Consider the following 24,631-nt stretch of genomic DNA (forward strand, 5'->3'; position numbering starts at 1 on the left):
GTCTGTTGCCCGTTGAGAAACAGAATGGCGGCGCAATCGGGCAAGTTTGGGGCCAATGGAAACATTTCTCAGAAAAATTCAAAGACCCGGATGCACAATTGTGGCGGGTCTGGAAGGCCTGTGTTTGTTGCCTGATTGACGCTTGATTGGTCCCGATTTGGAAACAATGGGACAGCAGGGTGGCAAGGTCCGCCCGATTTGTGCCCCAATCACAGAACGATGGTGGAAATCAGGCGTCCGTAATCGGGGTCTTTCTGATGTACAGACCGCCGATAGGAATAGAACCGCTCGGGGTCGAAATAGGTGCAATGCCGCGTCCACTCGGCTGATGCGATGCCAGCGGCGCGCAGCCGCATCAATCCGTATCCAGGCAGATCAAAATGCATCCGGTCCCCATCCCCACCTGCAAAAAAGCGGGTGTTCTCCGGGTCCTCTGTCAGGAAGATGTCAAAGAACTCGGGCCCGACCTCATAGGCGCGTTGGCTGATCGTAGGACCAATGACCGCGTGTATGTTTTCGCGTGCAGCACCAAGGGCCACCATGGCGTCAATCGTGGCTTCCATGATCCCGGCCTGCGCACCTTTCCAGCCCGCATGCGCGGCACCGATGACCTGTGCCTCGGCATCTGCAAACAAAACCGGCTGACAGTCCGCAGTCAGCACAGACAGCGCCAGCCCCGGTGTTGCCGTGACCAAACCATCTGCTTTGGGTTTTGGCTCGGGGGCGGTTTTGACGTGAAGGGCATCTCCGGAATGAACCTGGTGCACCCCGGCAAGCTTGTCAGGGTTCACACCCATCGCTTCGGCCACGCGCCCGCGGTTGATCGCCACGATTTCCGTTTGATCAGAGCTGCCCACGCCACAATTGAGGCCAGCAAAGATGCCTGAGGATGCGCCCCCCTTGCGAGTGAAAAATCCGTGCCGGACGGGTGCCAGGCTCTCGGCAGTCAGAATTTCCAACGTCATCGTTCCAGTCCGGGCGGTGGTGCGGCAGCGGTTGGGAAAAGCCCCAGAACCTTGAACAGGTTTCCCATTTCATCGGGATGCGTCAACCGTCGATGTGCTGCGATGTGCGCATCCAGTGCGGAACCGTCCAGTTTTGCGGCCAATGCCTGTGCACGCGCCGTGATGCCCAGCCGTTCAAGGAACACGCCCTGGGGGGTGATCCGGGAGAAAGCGGCGGGGGCGGCGGCCTGTGTCAGTGCTTCGAAGTCCACGTGGGCTGTCAGATCGGCCTGTCCGGGATCGGCCAGCGGGTCGACGGTGTTGTGATCTTGCAGGGCCTGCAAGGTGTCGCCCAGTGACCGCCAGTCGCCGTAGTCAATGATCAGCGCGATCCCGCCATGTGTCTCGATCCGGGTGCTGATGGCCGACAGGATCGGCGCCGCCGAGGGGCAGATCTCGACCAGCTGGCCGTCTTCGGTGTCTTCCAGCCGATGCTCTAGCATGGCTTGCGGGGCGGCGGGCGACAGGCCGAAGGACAGTGTGTTGTCGCTGAGGCCCACGCATCTTTCACGCCAGCCCGTGCCATCGCGCTGGAACTGTCGCACTGGCAATGCGTCGAAAAACTCGTTTGCGACCAGCCAAAGCGGGGCGTCGGGCAGATGATCGGCAGCGTGCACATAAGTAATGTCAAACCCGTCGAGGGTGCCGCGTTGCTCGTCCTGCAACGCGGGCGATGCTTCGATCAAGGTAATCTGTGCCGCGTCATGGAAACCGGGCACCCGCGCAGTTGCGCGCAGAATATCGGCCATCAAGGTGCCGCGTCCCGGTCCAAGCTCGGCCAGGGTGAACGGCGCGGGCGCCCCCTGATCCAGCCAGCTTTGGGCCAGCGACAGGCCCACAAGTTCTCCAAACATCTGACTGATCTCTGGTGCCGTGGTGAAGTCACCCGCCGCTCCCAGCGGATCGCGGGTGGTGTAGTAGCCATGCACCGGGTGCAGCAGCGCCTCGGCCATGTAGTCGGCGACGGTGATCGGCCCATGCGTCGCAATGCGCGCGATCAGGCCGTCCTTCAGGTTCATACCGTGGCCGCAACCCGGCGGCGGGCGCGGGTGATCAGCCACAGGCCAAGCAGGATCATCGGCAGCGACAGGATCTGACCCATGGTCAGGCCATAGCCGCCAATGTGCCATGCAAGGCCCAGCGGATTGCCCTCGGAAATGAACTGCGCGTCCGGTTGACGTACGAATTCAACAAGGAACCGGCTGATGCCGTAGCCCGCCAGGAACACGCCTGTCAGCAGGCCGGGTTTTTTGAACCCATCCCGCCGCCACGCCATCCACAGCAGGACGACGAGCAAGACAAACCCTTCGAGGAAAGCCTCATAAAGCTGCGACGGATGCCGCGCGCAGGCTCCCACTATTTCCGGGCAGAATTGCGCGGCCTGCCCGGGGAAAACCACGCCCCAGGGCAGTTCGGTCGGTCGCCCCCACAGCTCGGCATTGATGAAATTCGCCATCCGACCCAAGAGCAGACCGGGTGGTGTGCCGATTGCCACCGCATCGGCAGTGGTCAGCAGAGGTAGCTTGTGGCGGCGGGTGTACAGCCAGAACGCGAGGATCACGCCCAGCATACCGCCATGAAAGGACATCCCGCCCTCCCAGATCGCGATGATGGAGAGCGGATCGCTCAGATACGACCCCGGCTGGTAGAACAGTACATAGCCCAAACGCCCCCCCAACAGGACACCTAGAATGATCCAGGTCAGCATATCCTCGGTCTGGCCGGGGCTCAGCGGCGGTGTCTGGTTCGGCCACAGGCGCGGGGCTTTCAGTGCCATCACCACCAGCCGCCAACCGATGATGATGCCCACGATATAGGCCAAGGCATACCAGCGCAGGGCCAGTTCCATGCCGAAAAGCGAGATCGAAAAGATCTCGGGTGAGATGTCGGGGAAGGGGAGTGCGCCTGTCATCTGCGTCTCAATGCCTCTGCTTGGAGGGCAGGTCAACCTTGCCTCGCCCCACGTCTGTGCCCATATAGGCAACAGGTTTCAAAGGAACACGACATCATGCAAGCACGCGGCAAGATTTTCGACGACATCTCGCAATTGATGACCAACGCGATGGGCGTGGCCCAGGGCGCGAAGGACGAGGCCGAGACGGCGATGAAATCCATGATGGACCGCTGGCTGGCGGATCGCGATTTCGTCACGCGCGAAGAGTTCGACGCCGTGCGCGCGATGGCGCAGAAGGCGCGGGAAGAGAACGAAGCGCTGAAGGCCCGTATTGAGGCGCTTGAAGGGAAGTAAGCCTTCCACATTCGCGACACAGTGAAAGCCCGGCCTTCGCCGGGCTTTTTTGTTGGCCAATGATGCATGGCCCCACGCGTTCAATCTGCGTGTACACTTGCATGGTCATCTGGGGCAGTCACACGTGCTGCACGCTGGGCAAAAGGCGATACCGTGATAAACTCTCTGAGAGTTGTGTGACCAACAGCCCAAGAAGTGGATCCGACATGTCCTTCAAAACCTCTGCCCTTGCGGTTGCCCTGTCGCTTTTGGCGACGAGCGCCATGGCGGACCTGATCGTGATCAACGGGCGCTACGTCGTCGCCAAGGACAGCGTGCGCGCCTACTTCTACCGCCAACGCGATGACCGCACGGTTTTTGACGTCCGCTGGAGCGATTGGTCCACGCAGTACCGTTGCAATGACGAATACGACGGCACCCGGGTCGAGGCCGCCTCCCTCAACCTTGTCCTGCAAATCGGCGACGCGCGCGCACTGGATTTTGGGGACTTCCTGGACAGCGAAGGCTTTGAAGGCTGCGAGAAATTCTGAACGACACTGGACGTGCCGCGCGATGGTCATGCGTGTATGCTGCGGATCGTTGGCCTCACGTGTCCTCGATTTGGGCCGTATAGTGGCCTCAATCGACCCTGAGGCTCATGCCGATGGCGTCGATGATGACCGAGGATCAAGGGACCGGTGCGCTGAGGTTGCGAGCGAACCTGCACAGCCGTGCCCCCTCAAACCACAAGAACGAGGCGGCTACCGCTAGCTTGAAAGCAGTATTTGACCTTCCTTGACAGTGAGCGATCGTCTCGCTGCGGGTCCATAGCTTCCGTCGAACGCCCCGAGTTCAGGGAAGACCTCCAGTAGTTCGGACCGTGGCTTTTCGTCCAATATGCCAAGCCCAAAAGACCCTGGGTGAAAGCTCTCTGTCCACGCACCTTCCGAATTAACAATTTCATGTTGGTCGAATAGGATGTGGTAGTACCGGACAGCATCCGGTTCGCATACTTCTGCACTTTGATCGGTCACAAGGCTTTTGGCAGGCGCCAGCACCTCTGAACTTCCATACATCAGTTCTGCGTTGGGACCGCTCAATAGAAGCCTGTGCTGTGGTGAAACGAGCAAGTCATTCTCAGGATTGTTTGGACCAAGTGCACCGGCACGTATGCGGATCGGGGCAAGATGGGGGTTCTCCAAAATGTCGAAGCGCGAAAAGGACTTGCAGCCTATCCATCTGACTTTTTGATAACCATTGTCCCGTGTGACGATCAGGTCTCCAACCTTGATGTCCTCAACTGAAATCTGCCCGCTTTTTGTAAGGAGTTGAGTTCCATGCACAAAGCAAACGACGTCAAAGGTAATATCGCTGATGCCAACTTGACCCGTCCGAGACGTCCCGGGGGCTCTGAGGAAAGACACTTCCAGACGAACAATCGGTTGATCGATTGTAACAGTAACCGAGTCAGGCGCACCTGTTGTGTTGTATGCAGTACTTGATGCGCCGATTGCGCGAACCGTGTTTGCATCATCCAACACATGATACGATTCCAGGTCGGAAAACGTTATCGGAACGGAATTTCCGTCTGCGTCAAACGCAAGCACTTGAACAGTATCCTGAAACACCGTGCCGACAGCGTCGACATCAAAGATTTCAAAGCTCAGATTCTCAACAGGTGCATCGAATGAAAAGGATGAAGTCCGTGGATCAGTTGTAAAACTGCTTGCGGCTGAAATGTGGCCCCCAGCCCCTCGGTTGAAAATCCAATCTCCTCGTCCAATTGGATTGTCGGAATCGATATCGACGGTTACCGAATCTGTGCCATCCGTTATGACCACATCGTCTGCTGAGGGCGCTCTAATGGTCGCCCAATCCAAAACCAATGGCATTACAAACGCCCCCACGTTGATAAAACAATGGACATGGTTAACATGATTCGCGCATCAGTTGTGGAAACAATTTGACGCGTTTGTGGTCGATTGGGAAACAATGAGGAAAAAGATATGGCAGCCTATTTGATGCCAAGGGAGACGCGCAACGCTCTCTCGGAACCTCTGAAGCGTGTCGAAGCGAAAACAACTGTCGTTGAGACTTTGGCATCGGATTTGGTCTTTGCCGTGATATTCACCAGTGAGGAAAAGACAGAATTTGGGAATAACGGAGATGCGCCGTTGGCTTTGTCCACCCAAGACGCGGCAGAGTTCGAAAGTGTCATTCCAGAGTTCTCGGGCAAAACGCGCAACTATGTGCGGGTTACCTCAAAAAGGGCGCGTCGTGCATTTGATGCTTTTTTTGATGCTGAGGCAGATGGGTCAGATTCTTGATGAGCCAGGTTCATTGCGGTTGATCACCGGACTCTCCATTGGTGCCGTCAGGCAATTTCAAGTTTTCACCATCATCAATCCACGCGCTCTCAGTATCAATTAGCGCTTAAAAGGTTTGTGTCGGAATGGCGCCTATGGCTTGGTCCCAGTCTGATCAGCGACTTGAAACCACAGCTGGTTTCGTTCACGCATCTGCCATTCCGACCAACCAACCATCGGTCGTTGCGGGGCCTTCACCCAACTCCCCCATCTTGCCCCTGAATCCATCATATCCCCAACTTATTGCGGTTACCCCCAAATAAAGGGTTGCCAGATGGCCGCACCCTCGTCACCATATCTTGTAGAGGCACGGGGGATCGCCCCGGTTTCTAGAGCAGGCACCTAGCGCTTGGGGCGCTGCCAGCCCCCCGCGCTACTAGCGAATAAGAGGTGGCACCATGGCACTTTCCGAGCAGTTCCTGGAAGACGAGATTCATCCTATCGATATCGTCGAGCATCTGGCCGAACACCACGAATGGGATTTCGACCGCATCGCCGACGACCAGATCGCAATGGCCGTCGAAGGGCAGTGGCGCACCTATTCCATCACGCTTGCATGGTCCGGCTATGACGAAACGCTCCGCATGGTCTGCACCTTCGAAATGGAGCCGCCAGAGGAGAAACTCGGCGGTCTTTATGAACTGTTGAACCACGTGAATGATCAGTGCTGGGCGGGGTCCTTCACCTATTGGGCCGAGCAAAAGCTGATGGTTTATCGCTACGGTCTTGTGCTGTCGGGCGGCCAGATGGCCAGCGCCGATCAGATCGACACCATGATCGGCGCGGCGGTGATGAGCGCCGAGCGCTATTACCCCGCCTTGCAGCTTCTGGTCTGGGGGGATCGGACACCCAAAGATGCAATGCAAGTCGCTATTGCGGAGGCCTATGGCCGCGCCTAATCTGCGCCCCTGAGCAAACGGGGGATTTCATGAAAGACAGTCGGATTGCAGCCCGGGGCCTTGTGCTTCTGGGCTGCGGCAATATGGGATCGGCGATGCTCGCCGGATGGCTCGAACGGGGCCTGCCCGCCACTTCGGTCTGGGTCCAGGACCCAGCACCATCATCATGGGTGCAATCAACCGGCGTCCACGTGAACGCGGACTTGCCGACAGATCCGGCCGTCATTCTCGTCGCGGTGAAACCGCAGCTGATGAGCGACGCCTTGCCTGCCTTCGCGGCCTTTGGCGGGGGCGACACCGTGTTTGTGTCCGTGGCCGCAGGAACGCCCTTGTCGGCGTTTGAAGAGGTCTTTGGCATCGCCAGCCCCATCGTCCGCGCGATGCCCAACACACCTTCCGCCGTTGGCCGGGGAATCACGGCCATCTGTGCCAACGATGCCGGTCAGGGGGCGCTGGACGAGGCCGACATGTTGCTGTCAGCCGTGGGAGACGTTGTGCGCCTCGAAAACGAAGAGCAGATGGATGCAGTCACCGGCGTCAGCGGTTCCGGTCCGGCTTACGTCTTTCACCTGATCGAAACGCTGGCCGCAGGCGGTGTGGCACAGGGCTTGCCCGAGGAGTTGGCGATGCAGCTTGCGAAAGCCACCGTTGCGGGGGCCGGCCACTTGGCCATGGAAGCAGCGGAACACCCGGCTCAACTGCGCGTTAATGTCACGAGTCCCAATGGGACAACGCAGGCGGCGCTAGAGGTGCTGATGGATGAAAATTCCGGATTCCCCAGTCTGTTACCGCGCGCAGTTAAAGCAGCGAGTGAGCGGTCCAAGGAGCTGTCTCTTGGCTGAGATTTCCTTCGATGATTTCATGAAGGTCGACATCCGTGTGGGCCGTGTGGTGCGGGCTGAACCCTTCCCGGAGGCGCGCAAGCCGGCCATCAAGATGTGGGTGGATTTCGGTGGTGATCTGGGGGAACGCAAGACGTCGGCGCAGGTAACGGTGCACTACGATCCCGACGCGCTGGTGGGCCGTCAGGTGATGGCGGTCGTGAATTTCCCGCCCCGCCAGATCGGGCCTTTCATGTCCGAGGTTCTCGTCCTCGGGTTCCCCGATGACAATGGTGATATCGTGCTGGCCACACCCGACAAGGATGTCCCTGTCGGTGGGCGGATGCATTGATGAAACTCTGGATCACACGCCCTTTGCCGGACAGCGTGGTGCGGGCCGCACAAGACCGATGCGATGTCGAGGTGCGGACCGAGACCCTGCCTTTGACGGCGGAGGAGTTGCGACGCGCGCTTACAGATTTCGATATGGTGCTGCCGACTTTGGGGGATGCTTTCTCGGCTGACGTGTTCGCCGATGTTGCCGAGCCACGTTGCAAGCTGCTGGCGAACTTTGGTGTCGGGTACAATCATATTGATGCAAGCGCCGCACAGGCCAAGGGTATCGCAGTGACCAACACGCCCGGAGCCGTGACAGATGCGACGGCGGATATCGGGATGATGCTGATCCTGATGTCAGCCCGCCGTGCGGCAGAGGGTGAGCGGCTGGTGCGAGCGGGCGCGTGGCCCGGCTGGCATCCGACGCAGATGCTTGGCCTGCACGTGACCGGCAAGCGGGTTGGCATTGTCGGGATGGGGCGCATCGGGCAGGCGATTGCGCATCGGTGCCATTTTGGATTCGGCATGGACGTGGCGTATTTCAACCGGTCCCAGAAGAACCTCGGATTCCCGGCGGAGCGGGTCAAGGAACTGCCCGACCTTGCGGCGTCCGTCTATGTGCTGGTTGTCGCTGTCCCTGGGGGGACGGACACCCGCCATTTGATTGGTGCGCAAGTCTTGGAAGCGATGCAGGGGCACGCGCATCTGGTCAACATCGCACGTGGGGACGTGGTGGATGAGGCCGCTTTGATAGCGGCACTGGAAGCCGGGTCCATCGGAGGGGCGGGGCTGGACGTCTATGAACATGAACCGCAGGTGCCAGACGCCCTGCGGGCCTTGGACAACGTCACGCTGTTGCCGCATCTGGGCACGGCCGCGCTTGAGGTGCGAGAGGCGATGGGGTTGATGGCGGTGGAGAATATCGCGGCGTTTCTGGACGGAGAACCGCTGCCAAACGCGGTTTAAGGTGATTTGTCCCCGCGGGGACAAGGGGTACGGTCGCTTTGCCCGTTGTTTACCTTTGTCGTTTCTTTGCCTGCGATCAGTCGGTTGTCTGCCGAACGGTCAGGAAAGACGATTTTAACCACGCGCGACGCATCCTGCTTCCCGACGGCGGGCAAGCTTCGAAAAAAGCACGGCCATTTCTGCACTGATCGCCGTTGCATCAAAAAAACCGCTGTCGGAAGCCGTGACGGTGAGGCCGTACATCGTCCAGCTGCGGCCCACCATTCGTGCGGGCTGGATGGCGGTTCGGCGTATCCTTGCTGTCGGCGCTGACAGGCTTGATTTCGGCATTTCAACACGTTGGGACGGGCTCTAATGTCCGGATCATGCGGCGGATAATGAAACGACTTGCCAGTGTGGTTTTACTTCTGGTCCTGGGCGTGTGGGCGGCGAACACGTCGCTCTTTGTTGCCGGGGTTGATCAGCACCAGACCCGCGTGATTGCGCATCGCGGGGTTCACCACATCTACACTGGATCCGACAAATCGGGTGATGCTTGCCACGCCTCGCCTGTTGAACCGATTGAGCATGCTTTCATCGAGAATACGATCCCTTCCATGCAAGAGGCATTCCGCCTTGGTGCGGATGTTGTTGAGATCGATATTCATCTGACACCCGATGATGTGTTCGCCGTTTTCCACGATTGGACGGTGGACTGCCGCACCAACGGAGCGGGCGTCACACATGAACAGAGCCTTGCGGCGCTTCAGGCTCTTGATATCGGCTACGGACTTGATGACGGCACCGGCACCTATCCCATGCGGGGAAAATCGATTGGTGCGATTCCTTCGCTGGACCAGGTGTTCGCAGAGGCCATGGATGGACAGTTCCTGATCAATTTCAAAAGCCGTCGTCGAAAGGAAGGCGTGGCGCTTGCGCAGATGTTGCAACGGCCAGAGATGCGCGGGCAGGTCTATGGTGTCTATGGCGGGCAGAGACCGACGCGGGAAACGCTGGAGGCTGTTCCGGACCTGCGCGGGTTTGACAAGGCCGGGTTGCAGGACTGCCTTGTTCGATACCTCGCATTGGGTTGGAGCAGCTATGTTCCGGAAAGCTGCCGCAATACGATTGTTATGGTTCCGCAGAACTATGCGAGCTTTATGTGGGGGTGGCCGCATCGCTTTACCCGTCGGCTGGAAGCAGTGGGAACCGATGTTATTCTGGCCGGTGCCTATGACGGGTCGGGTTTTTCCAGCGGGATTGATGACGCGGACAGCTTTGCAAAGGTACCGGACGCTTTTGATGGCTATGTGTGGACCAACCGGATCGAATTGATTGGTCCGCTGAATGAGGCCAGACAGTAGGCATGTGACGCATTTGCGTCTCGCCCAGGTTGGCTATGCGTTGACCGCGTCACAGCTTTTTCAGTGACACCCGCTTGTGCACGTCTTCGACGCTTTCGACCCGTTCGGAATAGCGGTCAACGAGGTAGTCCTTGCGGCCCCGCACCATCCACGTGAATTTCACCAGCTCTTCCATCACGTCCACCACGCGGCGGTAGAAGGGACCTTCGGGCAGGCGCCCGTCTTCGAATTCCAGCCATGCCTTCGCGATGCTGGACTGGTTGGGAATGGTGACCATCCGCATCCAGCGCCCGAGGATACGCATCTGGTTCACGGCGTTGAAACTTTGCGATCCGCCCGACACCTGCATGACGGCCAGTGTCTTGCCCTGGGTGGGGCGGATGCCACCCTTGAGCGACAGGGGCAGCCAGTCGATCTGGGTTTTCATCAGGCCGGTCATGGCGCCGTGGCGTTCCGGGCTGGACCAGACCATGCCTTCGGACCATGTGGCCAGATCGCGCAGTTCGACCACTTTGGGATGATCCGCCTCTGCATCATCGACAAGAGGTAGGCCGGAGGGGTCGTATATCCGTGTCTCGCAACCGAGGTGGCGCAGGATGCGGGCCGATTCCTCGGCTGCGCGGCGAGAGTAGCTCACATCGCGCAAAGACCCGTAAAGCAGCAGGATGCGCGGGGGATGGCCCGGATCATCAGGTGCGCGTAGGGCGCCCGTATCGATTTGCGGCAATGCCTCGGCCACGAGGGCCGGAAGATCGTCAGGCACTTTCATCCTCGAGATGCAGTTTCATGTCGATCAGAACCTGCTGCAGCAAGGTCGTTTCCTTGAGCAACCGCTTGGCTTCGTTGACCGTGATCACGCCATCTTCGATCGACTGCTGGTATTCGGTCATCAGCATGGCAAAGCGTTGGCTGAGTGCGATCACGTCCGAGTTCACGCCGCCAGGACGGTCCGAGTTGGGGCGGCGGTCATCGTGGCTGAGCGTGATGCCCTGTAGTTCGGCCAGTGCGCCGGTGACATGGGGGTAGCTTGCCGCTTCTTCTAGTGCGATCACCGCGTCGACGGGCATGAAGCGGTCCGAGTGTTCTTCGTTATCGGAATAGTACCGGCCCAGGGTCGCTTTGGACTTTCCGGTCAGTTTGCATGCCGCTTCGATGCCGACATCCTTTACCAGCGACTCAGTGTGCTTTTTTAAATAGCTGCCAACGGTCATGAGTCTGCCCCTTACTACGTAACGCCTCAGTTCAACCGCCTGAGCGGGGGAACTTGGCCGATCTTTTCCCATTAATCGTCTAGCTTTGAAATGTCATTTTTAAAAGCGTCCCAAAGGTTTTCGGGATGTAACAAGTACCCGGTGCCCCCAAGTTCCGGGTTCGGGTGGGGTCTGCCACATCTTCTGTCCCGTGGGGGCGACAGGCCGGTCTGACCGGCAGCAGGGGTGGTAGATCCGTCGGAGGTTTAGTGTATCGGGAGGGGCATCATCCCCAAGTCGGGCGCGCGAGCACCCACGGCCCATCCCATTGTCACCCAGTGCCGAAGCGGTGCGGGGGCGTGCGACGCAGGCAACAAGATCATGCGCGCGGCCCTTGCACCCACCTGGTCTTGCCCAGACATGCGAGCCGAATTATGCAGCCGCGCATGGCCAAGCTCTATTTCCACTACTCCACCATGAACGCGGGCAAGTCGACCGTGCTGTTACAGGCTGCCCACAACTACCGGGAGCGAGGGATGGAACCCTATCTGCTGACCGCGTCCTTTGATGATCGGGCCGGGGCGGGGCGCATCGCATCGCGGATCGGGATCGGAGCAGAGGCCGACACGTTCACCAGCACCGATGATCTGTTCAAAGCACTTGTGGCAAGGCAGGCAGAGGGGCCTGTCGCATGTGTTTTTGTCGACGAAGCGCAGTTCTTGACCGAAGACCAGGTGTGGCAGCTGGCGCGGGCTGTGGATGATTTGGGCCTGCCGATCATGTGCTACGGATTGCGCGTGGACTTTCGCGGCAAGCTCTTTCCCGGGTCCGCCACGTTGCTGGCTCTTGCTGATGAGATGCGCGAGGTGCGCACAATCTGCCATTGCGGAAAGAAGGCGACCATGGTGATCCGGCAGGATGCCGAGGGCCGTACTATCACGGACGGCGCGCAGGTACAGATTGGCGGGAACGAGACCTACGTCTCGCTGTGTCGCAAACATTGGCGCGACGCTGTCGGGGACGGTTGAACCCGACGATTTCCTTCTTCGGCTTCGTCAAAAGTAACTAAAAACCCACCGATTTCCTTTGGTGCAACACCGGTCTTTCACTAGTTTTGACACATGTTCCCAGTATTGTTGCTGTCGGCATGAGAAGATGCTCAGCCGCATTCGACCGTATGTTTTTAGTGTCCTTTAGTTGCTTTGGAGGATTGTTTGATGCCCACCGTGTTCTATAATTTTTTTCAACAGAGCAATTTAGGCACCCTAGGCGGTACCATCACCAACGCTCATCTTGGGACGAACTTTCTGTTTGCGCGGGACGAAGTGGTTTCAGGATCTGACTACCAGGTCATTTCGGAACAGTTTGATTTCGGTGTTCTGCGCTATCCCGGTGGCACGATAACCGAGCGATACTTCGATCTGACCGATCCAGACCGGGTGGGCGAAGACTTTGAAAACCTGATCGGGGCAGTCAATGGAAACGGAGAGATTGCCAGGAGTGATATTGCAACCGGCCTGAGCGACTTTCTCGACTACGCGGACGCGCAAGTTGCCAGCGTGTCATTCGTTTTGCCCACGTTCCGCTATTTGAATGCGAATGCTGTCGGAACAACCAATTTGTTGACGCCTGGGGCAGAGCAGGAGATCAAGGCATTCCTCACAGATCTGCTGTCTGGAGTGTATGGCAACGCAACGATAAGCCACCTCGAGATTGGCAACGAGTTTTACAACGCAGACTATGACTGGACTGACGCGCAGTTTGGTGCGCTGCAGGCGCAAATCGCCGTGTGGATCAATGACGTGGTCACCGAGCTGACGGCCACAGGTCAATTGGCATCCGACCCGGTGATCCTCGCGCAAGGGTCAAACGGCACAAACCAGGCTACTGCGGACCAGCAAAACCAGATATTTATTGATGCTATCTTAGATGCACTGATCGCAAACGGCGTCAGCGCACCCGACGTCTCGGACCTGATTGATGGCGTTGTGGTGCACGGATATGGCGCATCATCCCAACCGTTGGCCATTGGTGGCGGGTTGGACAACCGCTTTACCAGCCTGATTGATACCTGGATGGATGGTGATCCGGACGCGCTTGAGATGGCTGTCACGGAATGGAATGTGGGGCAAAGCAGTACATCCGTGACGGGGATGGAACGCAATGCATCGGTGCTGCGCGTGTTTGCGGAAATGATGGAAGCAGGCGTGGACCTGGCCAACATCTGGACAGTGCAGAATTCCGCATATTCAACCCTTTCACGTGAAAGCCCCGCTTCGGTTGATTTACCAAGCACGAGCCTGACACCGACCGGATACATCTTTCGAATGATGTCCCAGTCGCTGCAGGGCACGCAGTTGCTGGACAATCAGAATGATATCCGTCTGGTGGACGGTTCTGCTGTCGCAAGCGGCTACACTTTTGCCTATTCGGGCGCGCAACAAACCGTCATATACATCGTGTCGGGCAGGGGCATTTCCTTTGATCTCAATATGGATCTGTCCGGTTTTCTATCGAATGGCATCGCTGTCAATGCAACGCGAATGACTGCTGTACCGGGGCAGGCACCGGATGCGTTAAATGTCGAGGCGCGGATAACGCTGTCAGACCGGGCCGATCTTGGACTGGCGACGGACAATGTTCTGAACGTGACACTGGATCCTTACGAACTCATTCAGGTTGTCATCACCCACAATGGCAATGGCGTTCTGCTGTTTGGCGATGATCAGAATGCAGTCAATGATGCATTGACGGGTACAGCCAACAACGACACGTTGATTGGCAATTCTGGAAACGACACGATTGTCGGGGACGGGGGGCAGGACATCATTGACGGTGGTTTCGGGAACGACAGTATCCTTGGCGGCACCGGGGAGGATCAAATCCGATCTGGGAATGGTGCAGACACCATTGATGGTGGCGCGGGCCATGACATGATCCGTGCAGGCACTGGCAATGACCTGGTCTATGGTGGTGCCAATGCAGACAATCTTTATGGCGAAGCTGGCAACGACACGCTTGATGGTGGCGCAGGACAGGACCGGTTATTTGGTGGTTCTGGCAATGACCTTTTGACTGACACCAGTGGCGCCGGTGGTCTGTTTGGAGAGGCCGGCAACGACACCATTGTGAATGGCGCATCTGCCAACCGGATTTTTGGCGGCGGTGGCAATGACAGCATTGATGGGGGAGGTGGCGCAGACACCATCTATGGCGGTGCCGGTTTTGATACAATGACTGGCGGTGCCGGAAACGATCTTCTTACCGGCAACTTTAACGCGGATGTGTTTGTGTTTGCGGATGGGTTTGGCAACGACACGATCACTGATTTTGACGTAGCCAACGCGTATGAGCGGATCGACTTTTCTTCTGTGGTTGCCATTGTGGATTTCGATGACCTGATTGCAGATCACGTCACGCAGAATTCAATCGGAGATGCCGTCATCTTTGATGGTGGCGGCAATTCAATCACATTGCTTGGTGTTTCCGTGTCTTCCCTCGGGGTCGGAGATTTTGTGTTTTAGCCCGTCGTCAACGGACACTGTGCTCGGGTGCCTTACCCGTGCCGTTCGACCAAAACAGAGCCTACGGAATAGCCCGCACCAAACGAACAGATGATCCCCTTATCCCCGTCGCCCAGATCGCCGGAATACTTGGAAAAGGCGATGATGGATCCGGCCGAGGAGGTGTTGGCGTAGTCCTGCAGGATGTTGGGCTGTTCGCCGGGTTCCGGTGTGCGCCCCAGCACCTTTTTCCCGATGAAGTCATTCATTGTCTTGTTGGCCTGATGCAGCCAGAGACGCTTGAGGTCCGATGCCTCAACCCCTTCATCCGCCATGTGGCCTGCGATGTGCTGGCTGACCATGGGCAGCACTTCCTTGAACACCTTGCGCCCGTTCTGCATGAACTGCATGTCGCGGCGGTCTTTCAGCCCGTCGGGGCGGGACCGGCGCAGGTAGCCGTTGTTGTTGCGGATGTTGTTTGAAAATGCGGTGCCGCAGCGGGTCGACTTAATTTCGAAGTAGGCGCCGGTGGCGTCCTCGGCCCGTTCGATCAGCGTGGCCGTTGCCACGTCGCCAAAGATGAAATGGCAGTCGCGGTCGCGCCATTCGAGGTGGGCCGAACAAATCTCCGGGTTCACCACCAGCGCTGACCGGATGGAGCCCGAGCGCACCATATCCGCCGCTGCCTGGATGCCGAAGGTGGCCGAGGAGCAGGCGACGTTCATGTCAAAGGCAAAGCCCTGAATCCCCAAAAGTTCCTGAATTTCGATAGCGACAGCAGGGTAGGCGCGTTCGAGGTTTGATGCCGCGCAAATCACCGCATCCACGTCCGCCGCCGTCTTGCCCGCCTGGGCCAGCGCCTTGTTGGCCGCATCGACGGCCATTTCCGCCATGATCGACGGTTCATCATCGCTGCGCTGGCGCAGCAGGGGGTGCATGACCTTGGGGTCGAGCACGCCGGATTTGTCCATGACATAGCGTCGTTCGATGCCCGAGGCTTTGACGATGAACTCTTCGGACGAGTGATCCTTGGCCTCAACCTCGCCTGCCGCGATCTCATCGGCATGTTCGGTGTTGTAGAGGTCCGCGTATGCGTTGAAAGCCTCGACCAATTCCGCGTTGGAAATGGATTGCTCTGGCGTGAAGACGCCCGTGCCGGTGATCGCAGGAGTGAAGGCCAAGGTGCGCCCCTTTCAGGCTTGTCGCATGTCGGGTGAACCTACAGGTGCCGCGCCCTTGTTCGCAAGGGGGACGGAGGGGTGCGCCGTTGCGGAAATCCCGAAATTTTGGCGTCATATGCCGCCGGGGTTGCCATTCCTGCTGTGCCAGTGCTTTCGTGCGGCAAAACGAAGGGAGAGGCGCGTTGAAACTGGGATGCATCGGGGACGATTTCACCGGATCAAGCGATCTGGCCAACACGCTGGCCAAGGAGGGGATGCGCACGACGCAATTTACTGGCGTGCCCGCAGGCAATGCCGATCCGTCCGTGGACGCAGGCGTGGTGGCGTTGAAGTCCCGTTCGATTGATCCGGCTGGGGCTGTGGCGAAGTCGCTCGAGGCGTTGGACTGGCTGCGCGCGCAGGGGTGCACTCAGTTTTTCTTTAAGTACTGTTCGACTTTCGACAGCACACCCGAAGGTAACATCGGCCCTGTTGCAGATGCGCTGGCGGACGCGTTGGATGCCCATCAGGTCATCGTATGCCCAGCTTTTCCCGGCACGGGGCGGTCAGTGTATCAGGGGCATCTGTTTGTGAACGATGTGCTGCTGAGTGAAAGCGGGATGCAGAAGCATCCGCTGACGCCAATGACTGATCCGGACTTGCGCCGCTGGCTGGCTCCGCAGACACGTTATGACGTGGGGCACGTGGCGGCTGCTTCGGTCTTTGCGGGCGCGGATGCGATCCGTGGTGCTTTGCAGTCCGAGCATGAGGCGGGCAAGCGTCATATCGTGGTGGACGCGATCCGGGATGAGGATTTGCGCGCCATCGGTGCCGCCGCGCGGGATTTGCCATTGATCACCGGCGGGTCGGGTGTGGCGCTGGGCCTGCCTGCGAACTTTGGCTGTGTGGCCGGTGCCGTGCCGTGGACAGGGCAGGGCGGCCGGGCCGTTGCCTTGTCCGGTTCTTGTTCAATCGCGACGCGGGCGCAGGTCGCTTATCATGCCGCCCGTCATCCCGCGCGAGAGGTTGTGGCGGCCGATGTGATCGAGGGGCGCTTGACCGCAGGTGATGCGGCGGCATGGGCCTTGGCGCAGGACGGCGTGCCGTTGCTCTATTCCTCTGCCGACCCGGAGGTGGTGCGACAGGTGCAGGATCAGTTTGGCCGTGACCGGTCGGCAGAGGCTTTGGAGGGCTTTTTTGCCGATGTGGCGCGCGCGGTGCGCGACGGCGGGGCAACCCGGATCATCACGGCGGGGGGCGAGACGTCCGGTGCGGTGGTCGAGGGGCTGGCGCTTGATACCCTCGACATCGGGCCAGAGATTGATCCCGGCGTGCCCGCACTGCGCGCTGGGCCTGATCTGGTTGTGGCGTTGAAGTCGGGGAATTTCGGGGCCGAGGATTTCTTTGAAAAAGCGGATCGGGTGTTGCAGGCATGAGTGAAGAAAGCGCGTTGCGCGAACAGATATGCTTGCTTGCCAAGTCCTTGTTCGACCGAGGACTGACGCACGGATCGACCGGCAACATCTCGGCCCGGACAGAGGATGGCGGGCTGTTGGTGTCGCCTACGGGCACCAGCTTTGGGCGGCTTGATCCGGGGCGGCTGAGCCGGTTCGATGCGTCGGGCGCTCATGTGGCAGGTGACAAACCGACGAAGGAAATGCCCCTGCACACGGCGTTCTACGACACGCGCAACACTGCCGGGGCCGTGGTGCATCTGCATTCCTGCCACTCGGTTGCGCTGTCGATGCTGCCGGGGGCTGACCCGGACAACTTCCTGCCGCCCCTCACGCCCTATGGCATCATGAAGCTGGGCAAGGTGCAGCTTTTGCCCTTCTTCCTGCCCGGTGATCCGGCAATGGGCGAGGCCGTACGGGGCCTCGCGGGCAAGCGGTCAGCGGTGATGCTGGCCAATCATGGTCCAGTGGTTGCGGGCAAGGATGTGGAGGCCGCCTGCAATGCCATTGAAGAACTCGAGGACACCGCACGGTTGGCGCTGATGACGCGCGGGATGCAGCCGCAGGGCCTGACCGAAGATCAGGTCCGGGCGGTGGTGACCAAGTTTGACGTGGCGTGGGATGATTGAGCGACGCGTTCTAGCACGGAATCAAGGCCAAAGGCCGCCGTGCCTACGCCGACCCGCCCCCCGGGGCGGCGTTATGTCGACGCCAGTGCGCTACCTTTGCGTCGCAATAACGCATCAACGATAAATCGCGCTGAACAATTGGTGCCAACGCCACCCCGCAGGTCGGCGTAGGCACTGCTCACGTGTTGATCGTGTTGCCGTCAGCATCAAAGAAATGCGTGCGCTCGGCATCAAAGCTGAGGCCGACCACATCGCCCACCTTCAAATCCGCATCACCGGAAATCCGCACATTGATCTGACCCGCTGCGCCACAATCCATCAGGACAAACGTGTCGGCGCCCAGATACTCGATCACATCGACCGTGCCATCACACTGCCCCATGCCCGAAGCGCCCACGAGGATGTGTTCGGGCCTGATACCCATCTGGGTCGCACCCGGTCCTACGGGGTACGGACCCGTCCGGCCCCCCGGCACAGTGTAGCTGTCCCCTGACGCCTCGCACCCGAACACATTCATCTTCGGGCTGCCGATGAACTGGGCGACGAAAACGTTGCCCGGATGGTTATACAGCTCGCGCGGTGTGCCGACCTGGATGATCCGGCCTGCGTCCAGCACCACGATCCGGTCGGCGAGGGTCATCGCCTCGACCTGGTCATGTGTGACATAGATCATCGTGGCCGACAGCGACTGGTGCAGCTTGGAAATCTCGTAGCGCATCTCGACCCGGAGTGCTGCGTCGAGGTTCGACAGCGGCTCATCGAACAGGAAGGCCGTCGGTTCGCGCACGATGGACCGGCCAATGGCTACCCGCTGGCGTTGCCCGCCCGAGAGGTCCTTGGGCCGACGCTCAAGATACTGATCCAGTTTCAGCGTCTCGGCAGCGGCATCCACCTTCTCGGCAATCTCGGCCTTGGGCGCGCCAGCGGTCTTCAGCGAGAAGCCCATATTGTCGCGCACCGACATGTGCGGATAAAGCGCGTAGGACTGGAACACCATCGACAGCCCGCGCTTGCTGGGCGGTTGATCGGTCACGTCCTGCCCGTCGATGAGCAGGGAGCCCCGGCTGATATCCTCAAGCCCCCCGATCATGCGTAGGAGGGTGGACTTGCCGCAGCCTGATGGGCCCACAAAGACAATGAATTCGCCATCGTTGATCGCCAGGTTGACGCCCTTAATGACCTGCACCTCGCCATACCATTTCTCGACAGCGTTGAGAGTGATCGCGCCCATTGCTCAGGCTCCTTGATTGTTTGGAGAGGCCCAGGCCAGCCAAACGGCCGCCGTCCATGTGAAAGTGCTGCCGCCTGCCGGTGACCCGTCGCGGGGGTCGAAGTATTCGGCAAAGCCGTGTTCGGCGATCAGGTCAGCCGTGTTGGTGCGCAACGCTTCGCCTTGGGGCAGTGCGAAATCCGCCAAACCTGTCCCGATCATCATGTTCATGATGGCCCAGACAGGCCCACGCCAATACCGCTTGCCGTCAAAGCGGTCATCATCCGGGGTCAAGGAGGGCACACCGTATTTCGAAAGGGCCATTACCTCGGCCAGACGGGTCCGCATATCCGGGTGGTCGATGCCGCCATACCAGCACAGGAAGGATGCGTTCGAAATGGATCCAGCCCAGCTGCCACCAACGACATCACGGCCATCAAAACATCCAAGCGTGGGGTTCCAGAGTGTTTGAGCACCGGCTTCCAGCGTTTTCACCCAGTCTTGTAACTCTGTCACATCCTCATCCAGCATCTCGCCAATGACGATCAGGTCACGCGTGGCACGCAACAGGATAAAGGTCATCGTCGGGTCAGCCACACGGAAAGGGGTATCCTGCAGCATAGCGGCCTCATCCCAGTGCAGTCGCGCGCCCCGTTGCACAAGCCAGATATAGCGATCGTAATCGTATTTCGTGGGCCGCATGGAGCCGTCCACATGGGTCGTGTCGCGGCGGGTGTATTCGCCGACGCCGTCGGGTGTGATCGCTGCCATCGCGGCATCCCAATCCGGGGCATTGTCGCGGCCTGCCTCCCACGGGTGGGTGATGCATACGGCCCCCTGATCCAACCGCCAGTCCATGAACCAGCGGTGCCAGGCGACCATCTTGGGATAAAGCGCGGCGACACGATCCCGGCCAACGTCCGTGTCTTTGTCCAGCATCATCCGTGCCATGGTCGCGGCCACCGGCGGCTGGCTGATGCCTGAGGACGGGATCGGTCCGGTTCCCTGCCACACGTCGTGATTGGGGAAGTACCCTTCATCCGGCACATGGAACAGGATATGCGGCACCATGCCGTTGTCCCACTGGCCCGAGAACAGGGTTTCGATTTCTGCCCAGGCACGTTCCACGTCGAACTCGGCAAACCCCACGGCAGCAAAAGCGCTGTCCCAGTTCCACTGGTAGGGATAGAGACCCGAGGTCGGGATCGTGTACCCGCCCTTGTCATTGCGTTTCAGAATTGCGCGCGCCTCTTCATCGCGCATGTCCGTGGATGTCATGTCTCGCATCATCCTTTTACCGACCCGGCGGTCAGCCCTTTCGTCATGAACCGTTCCAGCCCAAGGAACAGGGCCATGATCGGAATGGTGGCAATCACGGCGCCCGCCATCAGGTGCTGGCGCGGAATTTCAGAGGAGTTCAACATCGCGACCCCGCGGGTCAGCGTGAATTTTGACGGATCGTCCAGCAGCATGAAGGCCAGCAGGAACTCGTTCCAGGCGATCATGAAGACATAAAGCGATACCGACACCATCGCGGGCAGGGACAGGGGCAGGGTGATCTTCCAGATCACCTGCAGGCGGCTGAGGCCGTCCATAAGGCCCGCTTCCTCGACCTCTCCCGGCAGGCCGCGGAAGTAACCTTGCAACATATAAAGCGCCACGGGGATCGTGGTGACCGGATAGATCATCAGCAGACCCGGAATGGTGTTGCGCAAACCGGTCATGGAGAAAGCGATGTAGATTGGCAGCGCCAGAACGATCATCGGGACCATGTAGATCAACAAGATCGACCGCGAAAACGCCGCCCGCCCCTTGAACCGCAGCCGTGCCACGGCATAGGCGCCCGGGACGGAGAACAGCAGCGTGATCAGCACCGTCAGGACCGAGACATAGAAGCTGGTCCAAAGGTAGCTGCCGAAATTGAACTGGCCGAACAACTCGATGTAGCTGCGAAACAGGTCCCAGCCGCGGCTCAACTCGATGGAGAAATCGAGCGGGTTTTTCAGCAGCGCCTGCTGCGATTTCAGGCTGGTCATGACCATGACGTAGAAAGGGATCAGAACTACAGCGGTAAAGATGATGTAGCCGAAGCCTGTCAGAAACCGGATCACCGCATCCTCAAAGGCATGGCGTGACAGCGGACCTGGCTGCGCCTCGACCAGCATCAGGGTCAGGGGCCAGATCATGAAAAGACCAAAGGAGATGACGGCCATGAGCTGCCACAGAACCGGAACATTCTCCTGAAACAGGATCGGCGAGAGCGGCGTGAACATGATGACCACGCAAAGCAGGATGAAGCCGCCCATCACCAACCGCGCATCCCGCACGTAGATGGCCGCCAGCCCACCGCACAACCCAAGGATCAGGCAGCCCAGGGACCCGGGCCGAAATCCAAGACCCGAGGCGAAAGACAAGGTGACGGACACCGTGACAGAGATGACAAAGGCCCAGAACAGCCCAATCAATGCACCGGTCACAGCGCCATGACGCAGAATGCTCATGCCGATCCTCTTTCATCTTGCCAGATAAACTCCGGGGTGAATTGGCCGTCAGGCCAAGAGGGGCAGAGCCCCTGCGTCCCGCCCGCCGCAGGCGAGACGCAAACTTGTTTTGCGGCACCCACTTTCACAGCCCTTCCTCCTGAGAAATGTATTTGAAGAAGAAAAAGCTGAACAAAAGCAGGGTCGCAAAGATCACCACTGCCACAGCCGCGCCCGCCCCGATATTCGAGATCGCAAAGGCCTGCTCGTACACGTTCACGGTCAGTGTGCGTGTGCCCGCATTGCCCCCCGTGAGCAGGAAAATGTCGTCGAACTTGTTGAAGGTCCAGATGAAGCGCAGCAGGAACAGCACCGACAGGATGCCCAGGAGCATCGGCAGCGACAGGTACCAGAACTTCTGGAAGGGCGACGCGCCATCCATGTCCGCCGCCTCGTACATATCGGTGTCGATAGACTGCATCCGCGCGAGGATGAATAGGAAAGACAGCGGGAAATAGCGCCAGATCTCGAACACCGTGACCATGATCAGGGCAAGCGGGCGCTGGCCGAAGAAGTTGATGGGGCTGTCGACCACGCCCATCTGGATCAGCAGCGCGTTGAGCGAGCCCGAGAAGGGATCCAGAAGTGTGACCCAGGTGAAGGCAACGGCTATGATGGGTGAGACATAGGGAAACAGATAGAGACCGCGCAGCACACCTTTGCCGCGGAACGACTTGTTCAGCAGCAACGCGGCAAACAGCCCGATTACCAGCGCGCCGATGGTGCCGAAAACCGTATAGAACACGGTGGCCCAGAGCACGGACCAGAACTCGTCCCCGTCAAAGATGCGGGCGAAATTGTCGAGCGTGAATTCAGTATTTGTCAGGATGTTGTCGGCGGAGCCAAAGCCCTCAGGCTCGGTCCCCTCGACAATCTCTTCGAGCGTGTCCGGATCGCCGTCCAGTGTCACGGGAATGCGGATACGTTCATTGAACCCGCCCGGCACGTCGCCGAACTCACAGCGCAGCGCGCCGCTTTCAACGGAACATTGCTCTGGCAAAGCGCCCAGCGTCACACCGTCATGCAGCGTGTCGGTAAAGCTCAGCCCCGCGATCTCTTTCTGCTGGGACGAGTTGCGGACGCGATACTCGATCACCATCTCGCCGGATCGCTCGCGCAGGCTTTCGCGGATCACAGGGGCCACGGGGCGCAGGTCAGCCAGCCCCACGGGCTTGAAGCTGATCCAGAAGATCGCCAGCAGCGGCAGGATGATCACAAGGCTCACGATGGTGATCGTGGGCAGCAGCAGGGACCAGGCCAGCCGCGCCTCGCGGCGTTCAAGCGCACCACGGGTGGTCGGTGGAGTAGGGACCGTCATGGGATGTCTCTGAATGTGGGGTTGGGGGCGAGGGGGCAGGCGGACCCGCCCCCTCCAAGCCGAGCGACAGGCTTAGTTGATCGAGGACAGCTCGCTGTTCATCGCTGCAACGGCGGCGGCGGCGTCGATCTCTTCGTCAATGTACTGACGTACGATCCGGTTGATCGCCTGGCTGTTGATCATCTTGGAAGCCAGCGACAGCTGCCCTTCCTCGACGCCCCAGCGCTGGGCGACTTTCAGACCACCCACAATCTCGTCCAGCATCTCTGCTGCATAGAGATCTTTCATGGGCGCCTTACGGTCCACGCCCACCGGGATTTCCGACCACGCGGCCGAGAACTTGCCGGGCTCATCCGCCGTGCCAGTGCGGACAGGGAACTTGCCCTCGGCTGCGATGGACAGCGTTTGCATGTAGCCATCGTTCATCGAAAACTCGACAAAGGCCTGTGCCACTTCGGTGTCCGCGTCATTGGTGATGCCGAAGTACCGCACGTCACCCCATGCCGCGCCATCGGGGTTCGACGGTCCGGCAAAGTTGGTCACGATGCCGGTTTTGGCTGCCAACTCTTTGGTGGTGGGATCATCGTTGATCGTCGGGGCGGCGCTGTCACGCAGACCGGCCAGTTCATCCAGAATGAAGGGCGACCAGATGATCATGGCCGCATCGCCGGCGAAATAGATCTCACGCGATTGCTTCCAGAACAGCTCGCCCGGAGGCGAGGCTTTGGCGATGGCTTTGTAGAAATCCAGCACTTCCGTTGTGGCCGCAGCATCCAGTTCCTTGAAGCCATCATCGCCGACCGGGCTGACACCGTTGGCGAGGAAGACATGCTCCAGCACTTGCGACATGAAGTTCTCGTCCACCTTGGTGGCAGCGACAAAACCGTACATCTCTGGCGGATTGTGCAGCGCTTCAAGCGCGGCTTGCACGTTTGCGAACGTGTTCGGCGGCTCCAGACCTTTCTCTGCGAACAGGTCGGCGCGGTAGACGATCATCTGCGTCCAGCCGTCCACGGGGACGGACGCGATGTCGCCATCGTAGGCGGCCATCGACAGTGGGCCGGATGCGAATGTGTCGCGGCCCAGGCCGTCCACGACATCAGTTGCGGCTTCCGTGTCCAGAATGCCCGCTTCGGCCCAGGGCAGCGCGTATTGCAGCGGGTGGTAGATGACGTCCGGCAGGTCCCCGGCGGCAAAGGCGGCCGTGGTGCGTGTGCCGAGCTCGGTTTCCGAGACCGGGATGACTTCGACGCTGTTACCTGTCGCCTTTTCGAACTGCGCGGCCATTTCCTGCTGTTTGGCCAGGCGTTCAGGTTGCTCTTCGGTGGTCCAGAAGCGGATGTCTTCGGCCATCGCCGCACTGGCCCCCAGCACAAGGCTGAGTGCGGTGCCGGTGGCCAGTCGGGCTATCAGACCTTTGGTTGCGTACATGTGGTGTCCTCCCATTTGTCGTCTTTTGATCCGGTCGCCTGCGCAGCATCCGAACGGAACCTGCCATAAATGGTCGCAGATAATTGCAACGATGCAACAATTATTTTTGCTGCACCGTTTTTGAGAAAATCCAATAAATATCATGATTTTGCTGCGTTGCGGCGACGGAAGGAGTGCAAAAATTGCAACGATGCAACCCGATTCGGTGTTGATCGACATAGCGCCTCCTGTTCT

The 24,631-nt window shown here is 59.3% G+C and carries 25 protein-coding genes; 13 read left to right on the top strand and 12 right to left on the bottom strand.

The window, feature by feature from the left end:
* Nucleotides 1–209: 209 nt before the first annotated feature.
* Genes pgeF through lgt form a run of 3 tightly spaced genes read right to left on the bottom strand, consistent with a single transcriptional unit; the run spans nt 210 to nt 2,916 of the window.
* Nucleotides 210–965 carry a peptidoglycan editing factor PgeF gene (gene pgeF / locus IE087_RS11430; protein ID WP_189369480.1) on the bottom strand — a complete coding sequence of 252 codons (756 nt, stop codon included), beginning with the start codon at nt 963–965 and terminating at the stop codon, nt 210–212.
* Nucleotides 962–2,023: a class I SAM-dependent methyltransferase gene (locus IE087_RS11435; RefSeq protein WP_189369481.1), complete on the bottom strand. Its 1,062-nt coding sequence runs from the start codon at nt 2,021–2,023 to the stop codon at nt 962–964. The genes pgeF and IE087_RS11435 overlap by 4 nt, the downstream gene beginning before the upstream one ends.
* Entirely contained in the window at nt 2,020–2,916 is an 897-nt protein-coding gene (gene lgt, locus IE087_RS11440) for a prolipoprotein diacylglyceryl transferase (protein WP_189369482.1), read from the bottom strand. The genes IE087_RS11435 and lgt overlap by 4 nt, the downstream gene beginning before the upstream one ends.
* A gap of 96 nt (nt 2,917–3,012) precedes the next feature.
* Between lgt and IE087_RS11445 the strand changes: the two genes are divergently transcribed.
* Both IE087_RS11445 and IE087_RS11450 read left to right on the top strand, forming a co-directional pair.
* Entirely contained in the window at nt 3,013–3,252 is a 240-nt protein-coding gene (locus IE087_RS11445; RefSeq protein ID WP_189369483.1) for an accessory factor UbiK family protein, read from the top strand.
* Nucleotides 3,253–3,458: 206 nt separating this feature from the next.
* Entirely contained in the window at nt 3,459–3,782 is a 324-nt protein-coding gene (locus IE087_RS11450) for a hypothetical protein (RefSeq protein ID WP_189369484.1), read from the top strand.
* Between the two features lie 216 nt (nt 3,783–3,998).
* Here IE087_RS11450 and IE087_RS11455 read toward each other — a convergent pair whose 3' ends face one another.
* Nucleotides 3,999–5,123 carry a Hint domain-containing protein gene (locus IE087_RS11455; RefSeq protein WP_189369485.1) on the bottom strand — a complete coding sequence of 375 codons (1,125 nt, stop codon included), beginning with the start codon at nt 5,121–5,123 and terminating at the stop codon, nt 3,999–4,001.
* 114 nt (nt 5,124–5,237) lie between these two features.
* Between IE087_RS11455 and IE087_RS11460 the strand changes: the two genes are divergently transcribed.
* The 7 genes from IE087_RS11460 to IE087_RS11485 all read left to right on the top strand — a co-directional run bounded on the left by IE087_RS11460 (nt 5,238) and on the right by IE087_RS11485 (nt 9,962).
* Nucleotides 5,238–5,558, top strand: a complete 321-nt coding sequence (locus IE087_RS11460; RefSeq protein ID WP_189369486.1) for a hypothetical protein — start codon at nt 5,238–5,240, stop codon at nt 5,556–5,558.
* A gap of 437 nt (nt 5,559–5,995) precedes the next feature.
* Nucleotides 5,996–6,496, top strand: a complete 501-nt coding sequence (locus IE087_RS11465; RefSeq protein WP_189369487.1) for a type III secretion system chaperone family protein — start codon at nt 5,996–5,998, stop codon at nt 6,494–6,496.
* A gap of 29 nt (nt 6,497–6,525) precedes the next feature.
* Nucleotides 6,526–7,338, top strand: coding sequence for a pyrroline-5-carboxylate reductase (gene proC, locus IE087_RS11470; RefSeq protein WP_189369488.1), 813 nt, complete (start codon nt 6,526–6,528; stop codon nt 7,336–7,338).
* On the top strand, nt 7,331–7,669 hold the full coding sequence (locus IE087_RS11475; RefSeq protein ID WP_189369489.1) for a tRNA-binding protein: 339 nt from the start codon (nt 7,331–7,333) through the stop codon (nt 7,667–7,669). Before proC ends, IE087_RS11475 begins: the two co-directional genes overlap by 8 nt.
* On the top strand, nt 7,669–8,619 hold the full coding sequence (locus IE087_RS11480; RefSeq protein WP_189369490.1) for a 2-hydroxyacid dehydrogenase: 951 nt from the start codon (nt 7,669–7,671) through the stop codon (nt 8,617–8,619). Before IE087_RS11475 ends, IE087_RS11480 begins: the two co-directional genes overlap by 1 nt.
* Before the next feature lie 229 nt (nt 8,620–8,848).
* Nucleotides 8,849–8,974 (top strand): hypothetical protein, encoded by a 126-nt coding sequence (locus tag IE087_RS23680; protein ID WP_268244646.1) that lies wholly within the window; start codon nt 8,849–8,851, stop codon nt 8,972–8,974.
* Between the two features lie 10 nt (nt 8,975–8,984).
* Complete coding sequence (locus tag IE087_RS11485; protein WP_229801357.1) at nt 8,985–9,962, top strand: glycerophosphodiester phosphodiesterase family protein; 978 nt, start codon at nt 8,985–8,987, stop codon at nt 9,960–9,962.
* A gap of 49 nt (nt 9,963–10,011) precedes the next feature.
* Here IE087_RS11485 and arsH read toward each other — a convergent pair whose 3' ends face one another.
* The gene (gene arsH, locus IE087_RS11490) at nt 10,012–10,731 is read right to left on the bottom strand and encodes an arsenical resistance protein ArsH (protein ID WP_189369491.1); all 720 of its coding nucleotides are present in this window, start codon (nt 10,729–10,731) and stop codon (nt 10,012–10,014) included.
* Nucleotides 10,718–11,173, bottom strand: a complete 456-nt coding sequence (locus IE087_RS11495; protein WP_189369492.1) for a hypothetical protein — start codon at nt 11,171–11,173, stop codon at nt 10,718–10,720. Before IE087_RS11495 ends, arsH begins: the two co-directional genes overlap by 14 nt.
* 425 nt (nt 11,174–11,598) lie before the next feature.
* Between IE087_RS11495 and IE087_RS11500 the strand changes: the two genes are divergently transcribed.
* Nucleotides 11,599–12,180 carry a thymidine kinase gene (locus IE087_RS11500; RefSeq protein ID WP_189369493.1) on the top strand — a complete coding sequence of 194 codons (582 nt, stop codon included), beginning with the start codon at nt 11,599–11,601 and terminating at the stop codon, nt 12,178–12,180.
* Nucleotides 12,181–12,369: 189 nt separating this feature from the next.
* Complete coding sequence (locus IE087_RS11505; protein WP_189369494.1) at nt 12,370–14,676, top strand: calcium-binding protein; 2,307 nt, start codon at nt 12,370–12,372, stop codon at nt 14,674–14,676.
* A gap of 32 nt (nt 14,677–14,708) precedes the next feature.
* Here IE087_RS11505 and IE087_RS11510 read toward each other — a convergent pair whose 3' ends face one another.
* Nucleotides 14,709–15,836 (bottom strand): beta-ketoacyl-ACP synthase III, encoded by a 1,128-nt coding sequence (locus IE087_RS11510; RefSeq protein ID WP_189369495.1) that lies wholly within the window; start codon nt 15,834–15,836, stop codon nt 14,709–14,711.
* 182 nt (nt 15,837–16,018) lie between these two features.
* Here IE087_RS11510 and otnK point away from each other — a divergent pair, with 182 nt between their 5' ends.
* Complete coding sequence (otnK, locus tag IE087_RS11515) at nt 16,019–17,251, top strand: 3-oxo-tetronate kinase (RefSeq protein WP_189369496.1); 1,233 nt, start codon at nt 16,019–16,021, stop codon at nt 17,249–17,251.
* Nucleotides 17,248–17,898 carry a 3-oxo-tetronate 4-phosphate decarboxylase gene (otnC, locus tag IE087_RS11520; protein ID WP_189369497.1) on the top strand — a complete coding sequence of 217 codons (651 nt, stop codon included), beginning with the start codon at nt 17,248–17,250 and terminating at the stop codon, nt 17,896–17,898. The genes otnK and otnC overlap by 4 nt, the downstream gene beginning before the upstream one ends.
* Nucleotides 17,899–18,076: 178 nt before the next feature.
* Here otnC and IE087_RS11525 read toward each other — a convergent pair whose 3' ends face one another.
* The 5 genes from IE087_RS11525 to IE087_RS11545 form a co-directional block, all read right to left on the bottom strand.
* Entirely contained in the window at nt 18,077–19,129 is a 1,053-nt protein-coding gene (locus tag IE087_RS11525) for an ABC transporter ATP-binding protein (RefSeq protein ID WP_189369498.1), read from the bottom strand.
* 3 nt (nt 19,130–19,132) lie between these two features.
* Nucleotides 19,133–20,386: an MGH1-like glycoside hydrolase domain-containing protein gene (locus IE087_RS11530; protein WP_189369499.1), complete on the bottom strand. Its 1,254-nt coding sequence runs from the start codon at nt 20,384–20,386 to the stop codon at nt 19,133–19,135.
* 8 nt (nt 20,387–20,394) lie between these two features.
* On the bottom strand, nt 20,395–21,609 hold the full coding sequence (locus tag IE087_RS11535; protein ID WP_189369500.1) for a carbohydrate ABC transporter permease: 1,215 nt from the start codon (nt 21,607–21,609) through the stop codon (nt 20,395–20,397).
* Nucleotides 21,610–21,733: 124 nt separating this feature from the next.
* Nucleotides 21,734–22,966 (bottom strand): carbohydrate ABC transporter permease, encoded by a 1,233-nt coding sequence (locus IE087_RS11540; RefSeq protein WP_189369501.1) that lies wholly within the window; start codon nt 22,964–22,966, stop codon nt 21,734–21,736.
* A gap of 72 nt (nt 22,967–23,038) precedes the next feature.
* Nucleotides 23,039–24,397, bottom strand: coding sequence for an ABC transporter substrate-binding protein (locus tag IE087_RS11545; RefSeq protein ID WP_189369502.1), 1,359 nt, complete (start codon nt 24,395–24,397; stop codon nt 23,039–23,041).
* Nucleotides 24,398–24,631 lie beyond the last annotated feature (234 nt).

The sequence above is a fragment of the Tateyamaria omphalii genome (genome assembly GCF_014651375.1).
GTDB classification, from domain to species: Bacteria; Pseudomonadota; Alphaproteobacteria; order Rhodobacterales; family Rhodobacteraceae; genus Tateyamaria; species Tateyamaria omphalii.

What these genes read in the sequence shown, in the direction of transcription:
- pgeF (WP_189369480.1), bottom strand. Translation starts at nt 965, where the DNA reads ATGACGTTGGAAATTCTGACTGCCGAGAGCCTGGCACCCGTCCGGCAC.
- IE087_RS11435 (WP_189369481.1), bottom strand. Translation starts at nt 2,023, where the DNA reads ATGAACCTGAAGGACGGCCTGATCGCGCGCATTGCGACGCATGGGCCG.
- lgt (WP_189369482.1), bottom strand. Translation starts at nt 2,916, where the DNA reads ATGACAGGCGCACTCCCCTTCCCCGACATCTCACCCGAGATCTTTTCG.
- IE087_RS11445 (WP_189369483.1), top strand. Translation starts at nt 3,013, where the DNA reads ATGCAAGCACGCGGCAAGATTTTCGACGACATCTCGCAATTGATGACC.
- IE087_RS11450 (WP_189369484.1), top strand. Translation starts at nt 3,459, where the DNA reads ATGTCCTTCAAAACCTCTGCCCTTGCGGTTGCCCTGTCGCTTTTGGCG.
- IE087_RS11455 (WP_189369485.1), bottom strand. Translation starts at nt 5,123, where the DNA reads ATGCCATTGGTTTTGGATTGGGCGACCATTAGAGCGCCCTCAGCAGAC.
- IE087_RS11460 (WP_189369486.1), top strand. Translation starts at nt 5,238, where the DNA reads ATGGCAGCCTATTTGATGCCAAGGGAGACGCGCAACGCTCTCTCGGAA.
- IE087_RS11465 (WP_189369487.1), top strand. Translation starts at nt 5,996, where the DNA reads ATGGCACTTTCCGAGCAGTTCCTGGAAGACGAGATTCATCCTATCGAT.
- proC (WP_189369488.1), top strand. Translation starts at nt 6,526, where the DNA reads ATGAAAGACAGTCGGATTGCAGCCCGGGGCCTTGTGCTTCTGGGCTGC.
- IE087_RS11480 (WP_189369490.1), top strand. Translation starts at nt 7,669, where the DNA reads ATGAAACTCTGGATCACACGCCCTTTGCCGGACAGCGTGGTGCGGGCC.
- IE087_RS11485 (WP_229801357.1), top strand. Translation starts at nt 8,985, where the DNA reads ATGCGGCGGATAATGAAACGACTTGCCAGTGTGGTTTTACTTCTGGTC.
- arsH (WP_189369491.1), bottom strand. Translation starts at nt 10,731, where the DNA reads ATGAAAGTGCCTGACGATCTTCCGGCCCTCGTGGCCGAGGCATTGCCG.
- IE087_RS11495 (WP_189369492.1), bottom strand. Translation starts at nt 11,173, where the DNA reads ATGACCGTTGGCAGCTATTTAAAAAAGCACACTGAGTCGCTGGTAAAG.
- IE087_RS11500 (WP_189369493.1), top strand. Translation starts at nt 11,599, where the DNA reads ATGGCCAAGCTCTATTTCCACTACTCCACCATGAACGCGGGCAAGTCG.
- IE087_RS11505 (WP_189369494.1), top strand. Translation starts at nt 12,370, where the DNA reads ATGCCCACCGTGTTCTATAATTTTTTTCAACAGAGCAATTTAGGCACC.
- otnC (WP_189369497.1), top strand. Translation starts at nt 17,248, where the DNA reads ATGAGTGAAGAAAGCGCGTTGCGCGAACAGATATGCTTGCTTGCCAAG.
- IE087_RS11525 (WP_189369498.1), bottom strand. Translation starts at nt 19,129, where the DNA reads ATGGGCGCGATCACTCTCAACGCTGTCGAGAAATGGTATGGCGAGGTG.
- IE087_RS11530 (WP_189369499.1), bottom strand. Translation starts at nt 20,386, where the DNA reads ATGACATCCACGGACATGCGCGATGAAGAGGCGCGCGCAATTCTGAAA.
- IE087_RS11535 (WP_189369500.1), bottom strand. Translation starts at nt 21,609, where the DNA reads ATGAGCATTCTGCGTCATGGCGCTGTGACCGGTGCATTGATTGGGCTG.
- IE087_RS11540 (WP_189369501.1), bottom strand. Translation starts at nt 22,966, where the DNA reads ATGACGGTCCCTACTCCACCGACCACCCGTGGTGCGCTTGAACGCCGC.
- IE087_RS11545 (WP_189369502.1), bottom strand. Translation starts at nt 24,397, where the DNA reads ATGTACGCAACCAAAGGTCTGATAGCCCGACTGGCCACCGGCACCGCA.